Annotated in this window: 15 protein-coding genes; 8 read left to right on the plus strand and 7 right to left on the minus strand. The window is 70.5% G+C overall.

The annotated features are described in order from the left end of the window. The first annotated feature begins 130 nt into the window (after positions 1 to 130). On the plus strand, positions 131 to 1,033 hold the full coding sequence (locus ACIP5W_RS06685) for a D-alanyl-D-alanine carboxypeptidase family protein (protein WP_401467658.1): 903 nt from the start codon (positions 131 to 133) through the stop codon (positions 1,031 to 1,033). Positions 1,034 to 1,106: 73 nt separating this feature from the next. Here ACIP5W_RS06685 and ACIP5W_RS06690 read toward each other — a convergent pair whose 3' ends face one another. Next, positions 1,107 to 1,931: a maleylpyruvate isomerase family mycothiol-dependent enzyme gene (locus tag ACIP5W_RS06690; RefSeq protein ID WP_401467661.1), complete on the minus strand. Its 825-nt coding sequence runs from the start codon at positions 1,929 to 1,931 to the stop codon at positions 1,107 to 1,109. A 178-nt stretch (positions 1,932 to 2,109) separates the two neighbouring features. On the opposite strand from ACIP5W_RS06690, the gene ACIP5W_RS06695 reads away from it, so the two are divergent. Next, on the plus strand, positions 2,110 to 2,931 hold the full coding sequence (locus ACIP5W_RS06695) for a carbon-nitrogen family hydrolase (RefSeq protein WP_401467664.1): 822 nt from the start codon (positions 2,110 to 2,112) through the stop codon (positions 2,929 to 2,931). Between the two features lie 103 nt (positions 2,932 to 3,034). Here ACIP5W_RS06695 and ACIP5W_RS06700 read toward each other — a convergent pair whose 3' ends face one another. Continuing rightward, complete coding sequence (locus ACIP5W_RS06700) at positions 3,035 to 3,529, minus strand: LURP-one-related/scramblase family protein (RefSeq protein ID WP_401467667.1); 495 nt, start codon at positions 3,527 to 3,529, stop codon at positions 3,035 to 3,037. Between the two features lie 87 nt (positions 3,530 to 3,616). Between ACIP5W_RS06700 and ACIP5W_RS06705 the strand changes: the two genes are divergently transcribed. Further along, positions 3,617 to 5,431: an NHL domain-containing thioredoxin family protein gene (locus tag ACIP5W_RS06705; RefSeq protein WP_401467671.1), complete on the plus strand. Its 1,815-nt coding sequence runs from the start codon at positions 3,617 to 3,619 to the stop codon at positions 5,429 to 5,431. A 13-nt stretch (positions 5,432 to 5,444) separates the two neighbouring features. Here ACIP5W_RS06705 and ACIP5W_RS06710 read toward each other — a convergent pair whose 3' ends face one another. The 3 genes from ACIP5W_RS06710 to ACIP5W_RS06720 form a co-directional block, all read right to left on the minus strand. Further along, on the minus strand, positions 5,445 to 5,684 hold the full coding sequence (locus ACIP5W_RS06710; RefSeq protein WP_401467674.1) for a DUF6458 family protein: 240 nt from the start codon (positions 5,682 to 5,684) through the stop codon (positions 5,445 to 5,447). 102 nt (positions 5,685 to 5,786) lie between these two features. Continuing rightward, complete coding sequence (locus ACIP5W_RS06715; protein WP_401467677.1) at positions 5,787 to 7,085, minus strand: M18 family aminopeptidase; 1,299 nt, start codon at positions 7,083 to 7,085, stop codon at positions 5,787 to 5,789. A gap of 175 nt (positions 7,086 to 7,260) precedes the next feature. Beyond that, entirely contained in the window at positions 7,261 to 9,102 is a 1,842-nt protein-coding gene (locus ACIP5W_RS06720) for an acyl-CoA dehydrogenase (protein ID WP_401467680.1), read from the minus strand. 201 nt (positions 9,103 to 9,303) lie between these two features. On the opposite strand from ACIP5W_RS06720, the gene ACIP5W_RS06725 reads away from it, so the two are divergent. Together ACIP5W_RS06725 and ACIP5W_RS06730 are read left to right on the plus strand one after the other, a co-directional pair. Further along, positions 9,304 to 9,780: an SseB family protein gene (locus tag ACIP5W_RS06725; protein WP_366061827.1), complete on the plus strand. Its 477-nt coding sequence runs from the start codon at positions 9,304 to 9,306 to the stop codon at positions 9,778 to 9,780. A gap of 195 nt (positions 9,781 to 9,975) precedes the next feature. Continuing rightward, entirely contained in the window at positions 9,976 to 10,953 is a 978-nt protein-coding gene (locus ACIP5W_RS06730) for a pirin family protein (protein WP_401467684.1), read from the plus strand. A 77-nt stretch (positions 10,954 to 11,030) separates the two neighbouring features. Here the strand turns inward: ACIP5W_RS06730 and ACIP5W_RS06735 are convergent, their stop codons facing one another. After that, a complete protein-coding gene (locus ACIP5W_RS06735) occupies positions 11,031 to 11,981 on the minus strand; it encodes a Bro-N domain-containing protein (RefSeq protein ID WP_401467687.1) in 951 nt (316 codons plus the stop codon). Positions 11,982 to 12,173: 192 nt separating this feature from the next. Here ACIP5W_RS06735 and ACIP5W_RS06740 point away from each other — a divergent pair, with 192 nt between their 5' ends. Then, positions 12,174 to 13,298, plus strand: coding sequence for an AI-2E family transporter (locus ACIP5W_RS06740; protein ID WP_401468017.1), 1,125 nt, complete (start codon positions 12,174 to 12,176; stop codon positions 13,296 to 13,298). On the opposite strand, the gene ACIP5W_RS06745 is transcribed toward ACIP5W_RS06740, so the two are convergent. Further along, on the minus strand, positions 13,190 to 15,406 hold the full coding sequence (locus ACIP5W_RS06745; protein ID WP_401467690.1) for a SpoIIE family protein phosphatase: 2,217 nt from the start codon (positions 15,404 to 15,406) through the stop codon (positions 13,190 to 13,192). The genes ACIP5W_RS06740 and ACIP5W_RS06745 overlap by 109 nt on opposite strands. Positions 15,407 to 15,550: 144 nt before the next feature. On the opposite strand from ACIP5W_RS06745, the gene aspS reads away from it, so the two are divergent. After that, complete coding sequence (aspS, locus tag ACIP5W_RS06750; RefSeq protein WP_401467692.1) at positions 15,551 to 17,314, plus strand: aspartate--tRNA ligase; 1,764 nt, start codon at positions 15,551 to 15,553, stop codon at positions 17,312 to 17,314. 203 nt (positions 17,315 to 17,517) lie between these two features. Continuing rightward, on the plus strand, positions 17,518 to 17,928 hold the full coding sequence (locus ACIP5W_RS06755; protein WP_401467693.1) for a hypothetical protein: 411 nt from the start codon (positions 17,518 to 17,520) through the stop codon (positions 17,926 to 17,928). Positions 17,929 to 17,981 lie beyond the last annotated feature (53 nt).

Raw genomic sequence — 17,981 nt, forward strand, 5'->3', positions numbered from 1 at the left:
GTCCGAAATTCCTCGCAGCGGACGCACAACCATCTGTGCTACTTACGTGTCACACACATGCGGCCCCTTCTGCTTTCCCCTTCAACTCGGCCGCACCGCAGGGGCATTCGACGTAATCGGGGTATTTCAGTTGATAACCGCCATCAAGGGCTTCCGGGTCCGCAGAGCCGCAGCCGTCGCTGTCACGGCCGGCGCAGTGCTCGCGACCGGCGCCCTCACCGCGGCGCCCGCGCAGGCTGTCACGACGCCCACCATCACCGCCAAGGGCGCGTACCTGATGAACAGCGCGACCGGCGCGACGCTCTACAGCAAGTCCGCCGACTACAAGAGGCTCACCGCCTCCACCACGAAGGTCATGACCGCGAAGGTCGTGCTCTCGCAGTCGAACCTGAACCTCGACACCAGGGTCACGGTCAGGAAAGAGGTCAGCGACTACATGGTCCGCGAGGGCTACCCCTCGTCGGCCAGGCTGATCGTCGGTGACAAGGTCACCGTCCGTCAGCTGCTGTACGGGATGATGCTGCCGTCCGGCTGCGACGCGGCGATGGTCCTCGCCGACAAGTTCGGCACCGGCACGACCGTCGCGGCCCGCACCAAGAACTTCATCGCCAAGATGAACACCACGGCCAAGAACCTGGGCATGACGAACACGCACTTCGATTCGTTCGACGGCCTCAGCAACGGCTCCAACTACTCGACGCCGCGCGACCTGACGAAGCTCGCCCGCAGCGTGATGAAGAGCTCCACGTTCAAGGCGGTCGTGAAGACCAAGGCCTACACGGCGAAGACGATCACCAAGACCGGCGCCACCCGCACCATGGGTACCTGGACCAACACCAACACGCTGCTCGGCTGGAACGGCACGCTGGGCATCAAGACCGGCTCCGGCACCGAGGCCAAGTACTGCCTCATCTTCGCCGCCACGCTCAACGGCGAGTCGGTCGTGGGCACCGTCCTCACGGCCCCCGACGCGGTGAACCGCACGAACGACGTGAAGAAGCTCATCAACTACGGCTACGCCAGGATCAGCTGACGCCGGCACATCCGTGCGACGGGCCCGCCGTGATCCTCACGGCGGGCCCGTTCCGTCGCGACCGCCCCGGCGGCTACCTGGTCACCGCGAAGTTCCTGAGGATCGCCGCCGTCAGTTCCGGCTCGCCCTCGGCCTTCACACGGTCCGCCACCGCCTCCGGGGTGACCCGGCCGCAGGCCAGGCGGACGTACGTCTCCCAGTCGAGGGAGAAGGAGGCGGCCGGGCCGAGCGCGGGGGCCGTCTCCAGCGTGCCGCGGCCCTGGATGTCGACGCGGATCGTGCGCAGGAACTCGACCGGCCCGTGGACGTCGAAGACGATCGCGGAGCTGCGCGGGGCGTCGGCCTTCTCGGCGACGACGGCCGGCAGCGCTTCGAGCAGCACGTCGCGGGCGATGTGCGCGCCGGGGGAGTCGAGGTTGCCGGGGCGACCGAGGGCGGCCCGCAGGTCCTGCTCGTGCACCCACACGGCGAACGCGTGGTTGCGCATCGACTCCTCGAGGGTCAGCTCGGTGCCGAGGTGGCCGCGGACCATGGTGCCCGGCTGACGTGTCTCGTTCCGCAGCTGACGGTTGCGGCGGATGATCATGAGTTCCAGCTCGGAGGTCATCTCCGGCGCCGTGTGGTGGCGGCGGACGTCGACCTGCATCTCCATGTAGCGCTGGAAGTCGTTCGTGACGTGGAACAGGTCGCGCGGGAGCGAGTGGATGGGGCGCGGATCGCCGTACATCTCGCTGTCCAGGCCGATGACGTGCGAGACGAGGTCGCGGACCGACCAGCCGGGGCACGGCGTCCGCCTGTTCCACTCACCCTCGACAAGCGGCTGCACCAGCTCGGATATCGCTTCGACGGAGTCGCTCCAGGCGTCGGCGTAGGGCTGGAGGGTGGGATGCAGACTCACGGAACGGGACCCCTCGGCGGTCGGTACACGGGCGGGTGATGGCGGCGTTGCCAGCGGGAGGCGGCTCTCGGCGGTGTCTCGAAACGCTAAGTTACGCTGCTGTGAGGCACCCCGGCAGTGCTTTCGTGTGACGATCGTAGGCCCGTGTGGACGGCTCGAATGCCAGGACGGTGGTAGTGTGCGCGCCTCTCTGATCCAAATCGCCGTGGATGAGGGTGAATCGGCCGAATCGCGGCGGGGCCGGGTCGCGGCTCTGGTGCGGGATCAGGCCGGTGTCGCCGACCTGGTGGTCCTGCCCGAGCTGTGGACGACCGGCGCCTTCGCCTACGAGGAGTTCGCCGCCCGGGCCGAGCCGCTGGAGGGGCCGACGCACGAGGCGATGGCCAAGGCGGCGAGCGACGCGGGCGTGTGGCTGCACGCGGGCTCGATCCCCGAGCGGGCTCCCTCCGACGGAGGCTCCGCCGCTGGGCAGGGTGCCCTCTACAACACCTCGCTGGTCTTCTCCCCCTCCGGTGAGCTGGTCGCCTCGTACCGCAAGATCCACCGCTTCGGCTTCGACAAGGGCGAGGCCGTGCTGATGGGTGCGGGCCAGGACCTGGTGACGGTGCGGCTGCCCGGGACGACCCTGGGCGTGGCCACCTGCTACGACCTCCGTTTTCCCGAACTCTTCCGCGGTCTCGTCGACGCCGGCGCCGAGACCCTGGTCGTCCCCGCGGGCTGGCCGGAGCGCCGCAGGGCGCACTGGACGCTGCTGGCTCAGGCGCGGGCGGTGGAGAACCAGGCGTTCGTGCTCGCGTGTGGAACGGCCGGGACGCACGCCGGGGTTCCGCAGGCGGGTCACTCGATCGTGGTCGATCCGTGGGGCGAGGTGCTGGCCGAGGCCGGGGCCGGCGAGGAGATCCTCACCGTGGAGTTCGACCCGGCGAAGGTCGCGGCGACCAGGGAGCAGTTCCCTGCCCTGAAGGACCGGGTACTGGGGCTGCGGCCACCGCGCCGCTGACGAGCCCGGGGCGCCCGGACGCCCCGGCCCGGCCCGGCCCGTCCCCGTTCCCGGCCCTCCGGCCCGCGTCGGCCCTCCGGCCTCCCTCAGCCCTCCCGGCCCCTCAGTCCTCCCGTTCCTTTTCCGCCAGGTGGATCACGCACACCGCGACCGCGATCAGCAGCGCCGGATCGGCGTCGTCCCGGACGACGTCGACGCCGTACGTCTCGCGCACGTGCAGCCAGCGCCGTGAGACGACGGCGAGCAGCTCACCGTCGTACTCGACGGCGAACTCGCGGTCGAGGATCTTGCCGCTGACGTCCAGCACGGTGCGGCCGTCCGCCAGGGAGACGCGGTAGTGGTTGCGCAGCAGGGACAGCCGTTTGCGGCGGATGGTGGCCAGGGGCTCGCCGTCCCGCTCGATCACCATCGTGTCGCGCAGCGCGAACATCTTCTGGTGGATGTCGATCAGGACCCGCCCGCGGGTGTCCTTCAGCTCGAAGGTGTCCCGCAGCCGGATCGCCTTGCCGTCGACGAGGAAGACCTTGTTGCCCTGGTCGTCCTCGATCCAGTAGTCGTCGCCGAAGCCCAGGATGCGGTCGCGCACGAGGAATCTCATGGCACTACGGCTTCCCCGCGGGGCCGCGCGGAACGCCGTGACTAGCCCGACGGGCCGAGTGCCGCAGCCGGGTGGCACCCTTGGTCCATGGCCGAGTCCGCACCCCGCCGACGTGCCCGTGTCCGTGCCCCCGAGCTGACCGGCAAGGGCGGCTGGCTGAACACCGGAGGCAGGGAACTCACCCTCGCCGGCCTGCGAGGCAAGTGCGTTGTTCTCGATTTCTGGACGTTCTGCTGTGTGAACTGCCTGCACGTCCTGGACGAGCTGCGGGAGCTGGAGAGGAAGCACCGGGACACCCTGGTCGTCATCGGGGTGCACTCGCCGAAGTTCGTCCACGAGGCGGAGCACCGGGCCGTGGCCGACGCCGTGGAGCGGTACGGCGTGCAGCACCCCGTGCTGGACGATCCGGACCTGGCCACCTGGAAGCAGTACGCCGTGCGGGCCTGGCCGACGCTGGTGGTCGTCGACCCGGAGGGGTATGTCGTCGCACAGCACGCCGGCGAGGGACATGTGCACGCCATCGAGCGCCTCGTGACGGAGCTGGAGGCGGAGCACGCCGCGAAGGGCACGCTGCGGCGCGGCGACGGACCGTACGTGGCGCCGGAGCCGGAGCCGACAAACCTGCGGTTCCCCGGGAAGGCGGTGCTGCTGCCGTCCGGGAATTTCCTGGTCAGCGACACCACGCGGCATCAGCTCGTGGAGCTGGCGGCCGACGGGGAGAGCGTGGTGCGGCGGATCGGGTCGGGCGCGCGCGGCTTCGCCGACGGTCCGGCGGGGACGGCGGCCTTCAACGAGCCGCAGGGCCTGGCCCTGCTGGACGACTCCTGTGTGGTCGTCGCCGACACGGTCAACCACGCCCTGCGGTGCCTCGACCCGGAGTCCGGCCGCGTCACCACCCTCGCGGGCACCGGGAACCAGTGGATGCGGGGGGCGCCGGACGCCGGCCCCGCGCGTGAGGTCGACCTCTCCTCCCCCTGGGACGTCGCCCGGTGGCAGGGCAAGGTGTGGATCGCCATGGCGGGCGTTCACCAGCTGTGGACGTACGATCCCGCCGACCGGACGGTCTCCGTCGCCGCCGGCACCACCGACGAGGGGCTGGTCGACGGCCCCGCCGCCGAGGCCTGGTTCGCGCAGCCCTCGGGGCTCGCGGCGACCGCCGACCGGCTCTGGCTGGCCGACTCCGAGACCTCCGCCCTGCGCTGGGTGGACCACGACGGCGTCGTCCGCACCGCCGTGGGCACCGGCCTGTTCGACTTCGGGCACCGGGACGGCGCCGCCGGCCAGGCACTCCTCCAGCATCCGCTGGGCGTCACCGCGCTGCCGGACGGTTCGGTGGCCGTCTGCGACACCTACAACCACGCCCTGCGCCGCTACGACCCGGCGACGGGCGAGGTGACCACGCTGGCGACCGACCTGAGGGAGCCCAGCGGCGCCGTCCTCGCCGGGGACGACATCGTCGTCGTGGAGTCGGCCCGGCACCGGCTGACCCGGCTCGGGCTGCCCCGGGAGGCGGTCGGGGCCGACGCCGGCCGCTCCGTGAGTGCCGCCGTCGAAGTGGCGCCGGGCGGCCTGCGGCTGGACGTGGTCCTGCGGGTGCCGGCCGGTCAGAAGCTCGACACGCGGTACGGCCCCGCCACCCGCCTGCTGGTCTCCGCGTCCCCGCCCGAGCTGCTGCTCGCCGGGGAGGGTGCGGGCACCGGCCTCGTGCGCACGCTGGAGCTGAACCCGGCGGTGCCCGAAGGGGTCCTGCACGTCTGCGCGACGGCCGCGTCCTGTGACGACGAGCCGTCGGCCGAATATCCCGCCTGCCGTGTCCACCGGCAGGACTGGGACGTTCCGGTGACGCTCACCGAGAGCGGCGCCGGCCGGCTGCCGCTGGTGGCGGCAGGCTGGGGCGCCTGATCCCGGGGAGCGGTCACACGCCGTATCCGTCGCGGTGGTGGTGCCGTTCCGTCTCGACCACGGTCGTCGAGGCCGGGGGGACCATCACGCGGCGACGCCGGGCGATGCTGCTGAAGGTCGTCACGCCGATCAGACCGACGATCATCAGAATGACGCCGACCAGGTCGACGTTGACGCCCTGCATGTCCCAGTCGGTCGCGAATGTGAGAATGGCTCCCACGGCGATGAGGATGATGCACCCGCCGAGGCCCATGATGTCGCCTCCCTGCTCGGTGTACCGGTCGTTCCGGTCACGGCAACCGGGTACCCCGGCGGGCAACTCCCATGCGGGAGAACATCCTTGGCCGGCCGCCGGCTAGCCCTCCAGGAACGCCACCAGCGCGTTGGCCAGCAGGTACGGGTCGTCCGCGCCGCTCAACTCCCGTGCGCTGTGCATCGACAGGATGGCCACGCCGATGTCGACCGTGCGGATGCCGTGCCGGGCCGCGGTGATGGGGCCGATGGTGGTGCCGCACGGCATGGAGTTGTTGGAGACGAACGACTGGAAGGGCACGCCCGCCTTCTCGCAGGCGGCGGCGAAGACGGCCCGTCCCGAACCGTCGGTGGCGTAGCGGTTGTTGACGTTGACCTTGAGGATCGGCCCGCCGTTGACGCGCGGGTGGTGCGTCGGGTCGTGCCGCTCCGCGTAGTTGGGGTGGACCGCGTGCCCGGTGTCCGAGGACAGGCAGACGGTGCCCGCGAAGGCCCGCGCCCGGTCCTCGTACGACCCTCCGCGCGCGAACACCGAACGCTCCAGCACCGTGCCCAGCAGCGGCCCGTCCGCGCCGGTGTCCGACTGCGAGCCGTTCTCCTCGTGGTCGAAGGCGGCGAGCACCGGGACGTACGGCAGACCCGCGCCGCTCGTCGCGACGGCCGCCAGGGCCGCCGTGCCGGCGTGCACGGACAGCAGGTTGTCCATGCGGGGGCCGGCCAGCAGTTCCTCGTCGCGGCCGAGGTAGGCGGGCGGTTCGACGGAGTGCACCATCAGGTCCCAGCCGGCGACCTCGCCCGCGGCCAGCCCGGACTCCTCTTCCAGGAAGGCGATCAGATCGCCGTCGCGCACGTCGCCGCCGAGGCCCCAGACGGGCTGGAGGTGCCGCTGCTTGTCCAGCTTGAGGCCGTCGGTGTTGACCGCCCGGTCGAGGTGGACGGCGAGCTGCGGCACCCGCAGCAGCGGCCGGCCGATGTCGACCAGGTGGGTCGAGCCGTCGCGCAGGGTGAGGCGGCCGGCCAGGCCCAGGTCGCGGTCGAGCCAGGAGTTGAGCAGCGGCCCGCCGTAGATCTCCACGGCGACCTGGCGCCAGCCGTGTGCACCGGTGTCGGGCAGCGGCTTGACGCGGAGGTTGGGCGAGTCGGTGTGTGCGCCGATGATCCGGAAGGGGGTGTGCGGCGCGGCGCCCTCGGGGACGTACCAGGCCACGATCGCGCCCCCGCGGAGCACGTACTTTCCGCCGCTCGTCCCTTCCCAGGCGTCCGTCTCGGCGACCTGGCGGAACCCTGCCTTCTCCAGCCGTTCGGCGGCGGTCGCCACGGCGTGGTACGGCGAGGGGCTCGCCGTCAGGAAGGACATGAGGTCGTCGGTGTGGCCGCGGTCGAAGCGGGAGGGTTCGCTCATGGGGTTCACCTTAACGACGTACGAAAGCCCGCTCCCGGTGATGGGGAGCGGGCCTTCGTGTGGACGGTGTGGAGTTCGGGCAACCGTGCCGAAGTGGACGGGCGCCGGTCCGGACGGTGCCCGTCGGCACGCGTTTTGACGTGTGCCGGTACGTGTGCCGGCGTGTGCCGGGGGGCTAGAAGGCGGCCTCGTCCAGTTCCATCAGGTCCAGCTCGACACCGGTGGCGATCTTGCGGGCCAGGGTGACGCCCGGCAGGACGTTGGCCGCGAAGAACTTCGCCGCGGCGATCTTGCCGGTGTAGAAGGCCACGTCCTTGGAGGACAGAGCCTTGGTGGAGGCCGTCTCCAGCTTCTCGGCGGCGATCGCGGCGCCCTTGAGCAGCAGGTAGCCCACGACGACGTCGCCGGAGGCCATCAGCAGGCGGGTGGTGTTCAGGCCCACCTTGTAGATGTTCTTGACGTCCTGCTCGGTGGCCGCGAGGTCGGTCAGCATCAGGCCGACGATGGCCTCCAGCTCGACGGCGGCCTTGGCCAGGTGCTCGCGGGCGCCCGCCAGCTCCTCGCCGCCCGTGCCGAGCTCCAGGAACTTCTTGATGTCCTCGGCGAGGGAGTTCAGTGCGGCGCCCTGGTTGCGGACGATCTTCCGGAAGAAGAAGTCCTGGCCCTGGATCGCGGTGGTGCCCTCGTAGAGGGTGTCGATCTTGGCGTCGCGGATGTACTGCTCGATCGGGTACTCCTGGAGGAACCCGGAGCCGCCGAAGGTCTGGAGCGACTGGGCGAGCTGCTCGTAGCCCTTCTCGGAGCCGTAGCCCTTGACGATCGGCAGGAGCAGGTCGTTCAGCGCGTGCTCGGTGCCGGAGTCCTCGCCGTTCGCCTCCTTGACGGCGATCGCGTCCTGGATCGAGGCGGTGTAGAGGACGAGGGCGCGCATGCCCTCCGCGTACGCCTTCTGCGTGATCAGCGAGCGGCGCACGTCGGGGTGGTGGGTGATGGTGACCTTGGGCGCGGCCTTGTCCATGAAGTTCGCCAGGTCGGGACCCTGGACGCGCTCCTTGGCGTACTCCAGCGCGTTGAGGTAGCCGGTGGAGAGGGTGGAGATGGCCTTCGTGCCGACCATCATCCGCGCGAACTCGATGATCCGGAACATCTGCCGGATGCCGTCGTGCTTGTCGCCGATCAGCCAGCCCTTGGCGGGGTGCCGGTCGCCGAAGGTCATCTCGCAGGTGTTGGAGGCCTTCAGGCCCATCTTGTGCTCGACGTTGGTGGCGTAGACGCCGTTGCGCTCGCCCAGCTCGCCGGTCTCGAAGTCGAAGAGGTACTTCGGGACGAGGAAGAGGGACAGGCCCTTGGTGCCGGGACCGGCGCCCTCGGGACGGGCCAGCACGTAGTGGAGGATGTTCTCCGACATGTCGTGCTCGCCGGACGTGATGAAGCGCTTCACGCCCTCGATGTGCCAGGAGCCGTCCTCCTGCTGCACGGCCCTGGTGCGGCCGGCGCCCACGTCCGAGCCGGCGTCCGGCTCGGTGAGGACCATCGTGGAGCCCCACTGCTTCTCCGCGGCGAGCTTCGCGATGTGCTTCTGCGTCTCGTTGCCCTCGTCGAAGAGGATGCCCGCGAAGGCGGGGCCGGAGGAGTACATCCACACGGCCGGGTTGGCGCCGAGGATCAGCTCCGCGTACGCCCAGATCAGCGACGGCGGCGCGGTGGTGCCGCCGATCTCCTCGGGCAGGCCGAGGCGCCAGTACTCGGAGTCCATGAAGGCCTGGTAGCTCTTCTTGAAGGAGGCCGGGACCGGCGCGGTGCTGGTCTCCGGGTCGAAGACCGGCGGGTTGCGGTCGGCGTCCGCGAAGGACTCGGCCAGCTCGTTCTCCGAGAGGCGGGTCAGCTCCTCGAGGATGCTTTTCGCGGTCTCGGTGTCCATCTCCTCGAAGGGGCCGGTGCCGTACAGCTTGTCGCGCCCGAGTACTTCGAAGAGGTTGAACTCGATGTCGCGGAGATTCGACTTGTAGTGCCCCATGGCGACTGCGCTCCGTAGAGAGGGATCGGCGAGGCACTTGATCCTCGCGCTGGTTCACGTACCGACAAGTAGCTAGTTCACGTACCGACAGGTAGCTCCGATGATGCTACCCGTCGGTAATAAGACGCAACCCCCACTCGGCCAAGTGTGAGAAGGGTCTACCCACGGACGCCGGGGTCGCCCCTCGGTACGCTTGCGCCCATGTATGGATACGGCCAGCCCATGGACGGTGGCGCCGCGCAGCAGCAGTACGCCCAGCCGCAGCAGCCGGGCGGCCTCGGCGGATACGGTCAGCAGCCGCCTCTGTACCCCGAGCCGTCCCCGCCCTCGCTCGCGGACGCGGTGCGGGCCTTCACCACCGGGCAGCTGGCCGCCGAGGACTTCCAGCAGGTCTTCGCCACCTCGAAGGTCTACTGCCCGCGCGGCGACAACCCCGGGTTCCTCGCCCTGCACAACACCCAGCAGCCGGTGATCCCGATGTTCACCACGCTCAAGGAGCTGCGCCGGTACGCGGGCAAGGAGTCGAAGTACTTCGTCATCACCGGCGCCGAGGTGCTCGACCTGCTGCCCACCGGCTACGGCTTCGTCCTCGACATGGAGGGCGAGCACCGGATGGTCTTCGACGCGAAGGCCGTCGAGCAGATGGTCGACTTCGCGATGCGCCGGATGTACGGCTGAACGTACGGCTGACGGCCCACCGCCCGGCCGGCGGCGGGGATGCGCCCGCATCCCGGCGACGTCCCGGCGGCGGACGGTGATCACCTGGACGGCTCGGGCCCGGAGGGAATGTCCTCCGGGCTCTCGTCGTTCTGGGTGGCAGAAAGTTCAACGCTCAACTAAAGTAGGGCCCACGCCGCCCAAGGAGGTACGGACATGCCTGCAGTGACCGTCGAGAACCCGCTGACCCTGCCCCGTGTGACCGCGCAGGCCGACGCCGTGGCACGTCCCGTGCTCACCGTCACCACCGCGCCCAGCGGTTTCGAGGGCGAGGGCTTCCCGGTGCGCCGGGCCTTCGCGGGGATCAACTACCGTCACCTCGACCCGTTCATCATGATGGACCAGATGGGCGAGGTGGAGTACGCGCCGGGAGAGCCGAAGGGCACCCCGTGGCACCCGCACCGCGGCTTCGAGACCGTCACCTACATCATCGACGGCATCTTCGACCACCAGGACAGCCAGGGCGGCGGCGGCACCATCACCAACGGCGACACCCAGTGGATGACGGCCGGTTCCGGCCTGCTCCACATCGAGGCCCCGCCGGAGTCCCTGGTGATGTCGGGCGGGCTCTTCCACGGCCTCCAGCTGTGGGTGAACCTCCCGGCCAAGGACAAGATGATGGCCCCGCGCTACCAGGACATCCGCGGCGGCAGCGTCCAACTGCTCACCTCCCCCGACGGCGGCGCCCTGCTGCGCGTCATCGCCGGTGAGCTCGACGGCCACGCCGGGCCCGGCATCACCCACACCCCGATCACCATGGTCCACGCGACACTGGCGCCGGGCGCCGAGATCACCCTGCCGTGGCGCGAGGACTTCAACGGCCTCGCCTACGTCATGGCGGGCAAGGGCTCGGTCGGTGCCGAGCGCCGTCCGATCCACCTGGGCCAGACCGCGGTCTTCGGCGCCGGCGGTTCGCTGACCGTCCGCGCGGACGAGAAGCAGGACTCCCACACCCCGGACCTGGAGGTCGTCCTCCTCGGCGGTCGGCCGATCCGTGAGCCGATGGCCCACTACGGCCCGTTCGTCATGAACACCCGTGACGAACTCCAGCAGGCGTTCGAGGACTTCCAGAAGGGGCGCCTGGGCACGGTCCCGGCGGTGCACGGGATGACGGAGGGCGGCCCGCGAGCCTGAAAAAGCCGCTAACGTACGAGAGGGCCCAAAGCCGCAACTTCGTTTTGCGACTTCGGGCCCGTCCTCGTCGGGCGCCCCTACGGCAGTACGTAGACGGGCGCCCCGTCCGTGGCGCAGCCCGTCTGCCGCATGCAGCCGCGCTTGAGCAGCGTGCGCAGGCAGTCGTGGACGCGAGCGGTGGACAGCCCGGTGCGAGCGGCGATCTCCTCCATGCGGTAACTGGCCTCGCCCCGGACGAGCGCGGGCGCCAGGCAGGCGGCCACCGCGTGGATGTCCTCGGTGAAGACGAGGTTCTCGGCCTTCCATGAGGCGAGGAGCTGCTGAGGCGTCAGTTTCGGCTCGGGGCGGCTTCCCCTGAGGATGTACGCGATCTCCTGGAGCGCCTCGGCGATCTGGTCCTGACTGCGCACGAGCGCGGTCTGACTGCGGGCGATCGCCTGCTGGCTGCGGCTGATCTCTCCCAGGAGTTCGGTGTGCTGCGCCTGGGTGGCCGCCAGCATCTCGTCGGCCTGGATGTTGCGCGTCTCCAGCCGCACGATCGCGTCCGCGACCTGCTGGGGCATGGCGTACGCCGTGCCGCCGGTGGAAGCGGGCTGCACGGCCGCCGGTTCCAGGGAGTAGGAGCCGTCGCGCTGGATGGTGGCGATGACCTCGCAGACCCAGGCCTTGAAGGGCTGGGACTCGGGTTTGGTGCAGCCGTTGACCAACCGGATCAGCCCTGGGAGATTCACGAGATTCATGTCTCGACGCCACTCCCGACCTGCGGGAACGTCGAGAGTGTGCTTCTGAAGCACACTCTCGACACTGGCGAAATTGGCCTTGTCGGCGATGTTTCGCAGAGCGGAACCCACATGGGAGTAGCCCAGGTTCCTGCACACGTCGACGGCCGGGAACCAGTGTGTCCCGTCCGGCGTTGTCAGCCTCCGCACCCGCGCGCCGGTAGCCGCGAACACGAAGTCGCTGATCTCGATCGCGTCATGCCGCCGTGTTGCCGTCCGATCCGACGGCATGTCGTTCTGCTCGTACATCGAGCATCACCTCCGTCTCGAAAGGTAGGGAGAGGAAGGTGTAACTGGCCTGCAGAATGGGTATGTTCACTCCTTTGTGTACTGGCATATTGATTCTGCCGGGCGGGCACGACCGCATGACGGTGCGTCACTCACCCGTCCGGTCCGTCCGCGCAGGACAACCCGCGGAGCGCGTGGTCCGCTGGAGGCGTGCTGTCGTCGCTTCCCGCCCCCGTCCGCCGTCTCGCCGCCTGGTGTGTGGTGATCCTGCTGGTCTCGGGGGTCGCGTACGTCGGGATCCGGCTGTGTGCGGAGTTCCGCACGGCCGTCGTGCCGGTGCTGCTCGCGCTGTTGGGGACGGCGTTGCTGGGGCCGTTCCACCGGCGGCTCGTCAGGGCGGGGGTCAACCGGTCCGTGGCCGCGGGGGTCACGTGCACGGCGGTTCTGGCGGTGGTGGGAGGGGCCGTGTACATCGTCGTCGCCGCGCTCGTGGACAGCGGGGACGAGATCGTCGCCTCGCTGAAGGACGCGGCGCGGGGGATCGCCGAGCACTTCGGGGCGGCCGGGACCTCGCTCGACGACATGGCCTCCAACGCCCGGGAGCTGGCGACGAAGTTCGGCGGGACGGCCGCCTCCGGGGTGATCAGCGGGGTGAGCGTGGTGGGCGAGAGCCTCGCCATGGCCGTACTGGCGCTGTTGCTCGTCTTCTTCTTCCTGCGGGACTCCGACCGGGCCGTGTCCACGCTGCGGGCCGCCGCCCCGGACGCCACAGCGGACGGCCTGGAGGCGATGGCGCGGCGGGCCTTCCAGGCCGTCGAGGGGTTCATGCGGGGGACCTCGCTCATCGCGTTCATCGACGCCGTGTGCATCACCGTCGGGCTGCTCGTCCTCGATGTGCCCGGTGCGGTCGGGCTGGGGGCGCTCGTCTTCGTCGGCGCGTACGTCCCCTATCTCGGCGCGTTCGTCTCGGGGACCGTCGCCGTGCTGGTCGCGCTCGCCGACCGGGGGTTCGTCATCGCGCTGTGGGCGCTCGGGGTGGTGCTCGCCGTGCAGGTGCTGGAGGGGCATGTGCTGCAGCCGGTGATCCAGAGCCGGACCGTGCAGATGCATCCGGCGGTGGTGATGCTCGCGATCACCGCGGGGGCGTCGGTCGCCGGGATCCTCGGCATGCTGCTCGCCGTGCCGCTGACGGCGGCGGCGTTCGGGGTGCTGTACGAGCTGCGGCAGCGTTACGCCGCACCGGGCTCTCCGGGAACCGGGCCGAAAATCTCACCGGGGGACCCTGCGGCGCCGTCGTCGCCGGACTCCCCGTCCGCACCGCCCGCCACCGGCTCGTAGAGCTCGAACCAGATGGTCTTGCCCTCGCCGCGCGGGGCCACCCCCCACGCGTCGGCGAGCAGTTCGGTCAGGACCAGGCCGCGGCCGGACGAGGCCAGCTCGCCGGGCCGGCGCTTGTGGGGCAGGGAGTCGCTGGTGTCGGTGACCTCGATCCGCATCCGGCGCTCGCCGGGGCCGCCGACCACCTCCGCCACCAGCAGCGCGTCGTCGTCGGTGTGCACGAGGACGTTCGTCAGCATCTCGGAGACGAGGAGGACGGCCGAGTCGACCTGGTCGTCGCTGGGCCAGTCGTGCAGCAGGTCGCGCAGTTGCCCGCGGGCCTCGGCGATCCGCTCGGGTTCGGCCTGGGCGATCGTCAGCATGGAGCGCCGTACGGCCGGGCGGGCCGGTGCGGCGGTGCTCAGACCGCCGCAGCCCGCTTCGCCCCGGCGGCAGACGAGCAGGAGGGCGATGTCGTCCTCACGGCGGTCGGCCAGCGGGCCGGTGGTGTGGTGCGACGACGGCCCGTGCACCGCCTGGACCAGCGCGTCCGCCAGTTCCTCCAGGTCGCCCTGGTGTGTCTCCAGGGTTTTCCGGACACGCAGCCAGCCGGTGTCGAGGTCGTGCCCGCCGGTCTCCAGCAGCCCGTCGGTGCACAGCATGAGCGCCTCGCCGGGCTCCAGGGCGAGGCGGCTGGTGGGGTAGTCGGAGTCCGGGTCGATGCCGAGGGGCAGCCCGCCGGCCGTGGCGCGGACCAGGACGGTGCCGTCGGCCATCCGGATCGCCGGGTCCAGGTGCCCGGCGCGGGCGGTGGTCAGGACGCCGGTGACGGGGTCGACCTCGATGTAGAGGCAGGTCGCGAAGCGCAGGTCGGAGAGGGAGTCGGCGTCGTCGGTGCGGGTGAGGCCGTAGAGGAAGCGGGAGGCGCGGGAGAGGACGGCGTCGGGGCCGTGGCCCTCGGCCGCGTAGGCCCGCAGGGCGATGCGGAGCTGGCCCATGAGGCTCGCCGCCCGTACGTCGTGGCCCTGTACGTCCCCGATGACCAGCGCGAACCGTTTGCTGGGCAGCGGGATCAGGTCGTACCAGTCGCCGCCGACCTGGAGGCCGCCGCCGGTCGGTATGTAGCGGGCGGCGAGGGTCATGCCGGGAATCTCGGGGCCGAGGCTGGGCAGCATGGAGCGCTGCAGCCCGTCCGTCAGCTCCCGCTGGGTCTCGGCGGCCCCGGCCCGGGTGAGGGCCTGGGCGAGCATGCGGGCCACGGTGGTGAGCACGGACCGCTCGTCGGGCGTGAAGGCGACGGGGTAGGTGAAGGCGGCCATCCAGGTGCCCATGGTGCGCCCGGCCACCGTGAGCGGAAGGTAGGCCCAGGAACGGCGGCCGAACTGCTCCGCGAGGGGCCAGGTGAGGGGGTAGCGGGACTTGTACTGCTCGGGCGAGGAGAGGTAGACGGCCTTGCCGGTGCGGACGACCTCCGCCCCCGGATAGTCCGTCTGGAGCGACATCTGGGTGAAGGGGGCCTCGTCGTTCTCCTCTTGGCCGTGGTGCCCGATGATCGTCAGACGGTCGCCCTCCACGCCGAAGACGGCGAGTCCGGCGGGCGAGAATCCCGGCATGGACAGGCCGGCCGCGACCCGCAGCACCTCGGCCGTGGACCGGGCCTCCGCCAGTGCGCGGCCCGCGTCCAGCAGGAACGCCTCGCGGGAGCGCCGCCAGTCACCGGTGACCGCGCTGCGGCCCGCCGGGGTGCCCGGTGAGGGCTCGGTGACCTCCTGGAGGGTGCCGATCAGCTCGTACGCCTTCTTGACCCGGTCGAAGGACGGCTTGGAGCGGCTGCGGACGACCCGGACGATCCGCCCGCGTTCATCCATGATCCTGATGCGCACCTCGGCGAGGGTGCCCTCGGCGACGGCCAGCTGGACCACGCCGGTGATCTCGTTCCAGTCGACCGGGTGCAGCCGGGCCCGGGCCTGGGCCTCCGTGAGGACGGTGCCCTCGGCCGGCAGCCCGAGCAGCCTGGCCGCCTCGGCATCGACCGTGACCAGCCCGGTGGCGGTGTCCCAGTGCCACAGACCGGTCGCGAGGGAAGCCAGGACCTCCCCCACGGCGGGCAGGGGCTCACCAGTGCGCATTGCCCCACTTTAAGAACATGCGATCGAGGAATGCCACCGATCGTCGGGCCCGTAATGGTGGGATCCGATCTTGGGGCGCCCGGTACCCTGGGGGTTGTTTCACGTGAAACATGCCCCCGATCCGCGAAGACTGGATGAACGACGATGCATCGGTACAGGTCCCACACCTGCGGCGAGCTCCGCGCCTCTGACGTCGGCACCGACGTCCGGCTGAGCGGCTGGCTGCACAATCGGCGCGACCTGGGCGGCATCCTCTTCATCGATCTGCGCGATCACTACGGCATCACGCAGCTCGTCGCCCGACCGGGCACGCCCGCGTACGAGGCCCTCGACAAGCTGACCAAGGAGTCGACGGTCCGTGTCGACGGCAAGGTCGTCTCCCGCGGCGCCGAGAACGTCAACGCGGACCTGCCCACCGGTGAGGTCGAGGTCGAGGTCGGTGAGGTCGAGCTGCTCGGCGCGGCCCAGCCGCTGCCCTTCACGATCAACACCGAGGACGGGGTCAACGAGGAGCGGCGCCTGGAGTACCGCTTCCTCGACCTGCGCCGCGAGCGCATGCACCGCAACATCATGCTGCGTACGGCCGTCATCTCGGCGATCCGTCACAAGATGACGGCGCTGGGCTTCAACGAGATGGCGACGCCGATCCTGTCCGCGACCTCGCCCGAGGGCGCCCGTGACTTCGTCGTCCCCTCCCGCTTGAACCCGGGCAGGTTCTACGCCCTGCCGCAGGCCCCGCAGCAGTTCAAGCAGCTGCTGATGATCTCCGGCTTCGACCGGTACTTCCAGATCGCGCCCTGCTTCCGGGACGAGGACGCCCGCGCGGACCGTTCGCCGGGCGAGTTCTACCAGCTCGACGTGGAGATGTCCTTCGTCGAGCAGGAGGACGTGTTCCAGCCGATCGAGAAGCTCATGACGGAGCTGTTCGAGGAGTTCGGCAACGGCCGGCACGTGACGTCCCCGTTCCCGCGCATCCCGTTCCGTGAGGCGATGCTGAAGTACGGCTCGGACAAGCCGGACCTGCGGGCCCAGCTGGAGCTGGTGGACATCACCGACGTCTTCGAGGGCTCCGAGTTCAAGGCCTTCGCCGGCAAGCACGTGCGCGCCCTGCCGGTGCCGGACGTCGCGGCGCAGCCCCGCAAGTTCTTCGACCAGCTCGGCGACTACGCCGTCACGCTGGGCGCCAAGGGCCTGGCCTGGGTGCGCGTGACGGAGGACGGCTCGCTGACGGGCCCGATCGCGAAGTTCCTCACCGAGGACGACGTGGCCGAGCTGACCAAGCGGCTCTCCCTCGCCGCCGGGCACGCCGTGTTCTTCGGGGCGGGCGAGTTCGACGAGGTCTCCAAGATCATGGGCGCCGTACGGGTCGAGGCCGCCAAGCGGGCCGGGCACTTCGAGGAGGACGTCTTCCGCTTCTGCTGGATCGTCGACTTCCCGATGTACGAGAAGGACGAGGACACCGGCGCGATCGACTTCTCGCACAACCCCTTCTCGATGCCGCAGGGCGGCCTGGAGGCCCTGGAGACCCAGGACCCGCTGGACATCCTGGGCTGGCAGTACGACATCGTCTGCAACGGTGTCGAGCTGTCCTCCGGCGCGATCCGCAACCACGAGCCGGAGATCATGCTCAAGGCCTTCGAGATCGCCGGCTACGACCGGGAGACCGTCGAGGAGAAGTTCGCCGGCATGCTGCGCGCCTTCCGCTTCGGCGCCCCGCCGCACGGCGGCATCGCCCCCGGTGTCGACCGCATCGTCATGCTGCTCGCGGACGAGCCGAACATCCGCGAGACGATCGCCTTCCCGCTCAACGGCAACGCCCAGGACCTGATGATGGGCGCGCCGACGGAGCTGGAGGAGGCCCGGCTGCGTGAGCTGCACCTGACGGTGCGCAAGCCGCAGCCGAAGTAGACGGTGTGACGTGAGTGGCCCGGAACCGACGTCGGTTCCGGGCCACTTCCGCTTTTCCGGGGAGTGACGGCTGCCGCCCATGGCGGCGGGCCGGCCTCTTGCGGAGACCTCACCGGCGCCCCACAGGAACCCCGGAGCCCGTCCACAGCGGGGCGGCGTCTCATGGGAGGCACAGGCGGGTGCGGTGAGGGAGGAACGCAGGCATGGGGTTCATGGTCGTGTTGTCGGTGTCGCTGCTCGTCGGCGCGGTCGCCGCGGTCGGAGCGGTCGCCCGGCGCCGCTCGCGGCTGCCCCGTCCTCCGTCCGGCCTGGACGCGGAGGCGGAGGCCAACCAGTGGCTCGTACGCCTCGGCGCGGGCCTGGTCCCACCGGACGCGCGGGCCTGGGCGGGAGCCGGTGAGGACACGGCACGGGCGCTGACCAGCGCGGCGGAGTGCCATCGCGTGGCACGGGAGCGGCTGGCGGACGCCTCCACGGCGGCGGAGTACGCCGAGGTGACGCGGACGGCACGGCAGGGGCTGGACCATCTGCAAAGGGCACGGGCCGGACTGGGCGGGGAGACGGCGACGACGACGGCGACGGCGCCGGGGTCCGTGTCACCCGCGGCGAGCTGACGGCGGGAGAAGGGGGACGGCGCGTCGGGCCGCACGTCCGAGGCGTTGTCGTG

Origin of the sequence: Streptomyces sp. NPDC088766, assembly GCF_044750845.1 — a bacterium.
GTDB lineage: Bacteria > Actinomycetota > Actinomycetes > Streptomycetales > Streptomycetaceae > Streptomyces.

Bases quoted from the DNA above. Each gene is read 5' to 3' on its own strand.
- ACIP5W_RS06700 (WP_401467667.1), bottom strand. From the start codon at position 3,529: ATGAGATTCCTCGTGCGCGACCGCATCCTGGGCTTCGGCGACGACTAC.
- ACIP5W_RS06705 (WP_401467671.1), top strand. From the start codon at position 3,617: ATGGCCGAGTCCGCACCCCGCCGACGTGCCCGTGTCCGTGCCCCCGAG.
- ACIP5W_RS06710 (WP_401467674.1), bottom strand. From the start codon at position 5,684: ATGGGCCTCGGCGGGTGCATCATCCTCATCGCCGTGGGAGCCATTCTC.
- ACIP5W_RS06715 (WP_401467677.1), bottom strand. From the start codon at position 7,085: ATGAGCGAACCCTCCCGCTTCGACCGCGGCCACACCGACGACCTCATG.
- ACIP5W_RS06720 (WP_401467680.1), bottom strand. From the start codon at position 9,102: ATGGGGCACTACAAGTCGAATCTCCGCGACATCGAGTTCAACCTCTTC.
- ACIP5W_RS06725 (WP_366061827.1), top strand. From the start codon at position 9,304: ATGTATGGATACGGCCAGCCCATGGACGGTGGCGCCGCGCAGCAGCAG.
- ACIP5W_RS06730 (WP_401467684.1), top strand. From the start codon at position 9,976: ATGCCTGCAGTGACCGTCGAGAACCCGCTGACCCTGCCCCGTGTGACC.
- ACIP5W_RS06735 (WP_401467687.1), bottom strand. From the start codon at position 11,981: ATGTACGAGCAGAACGACATGCCGTCGGATCGGACGGCAACACGGCGG.
- ACIP5W_RS06745 (WP_401467690.1), bottom strand. From the start codon at position 15,406: ATGCGCACTGGTGAGCCCCTGCCCGCCGTGGGGGAGGTCCTGGCTTCC.
- aspS (WP_401467692.1), top strand. From the start codon at position 15,551: ATGCATCGGTACAGGTCCCACACCTGCGGCGAGCTCCGCGCCTCTGAC.
- ACIP5W_RS06755 (WP_401467693.1), top strand. From the start codon at position 17,518: ATGGGGTTCATGGTCGTGTTGTCGGTGTCGCTGCTCGTCGGCGCGGTC.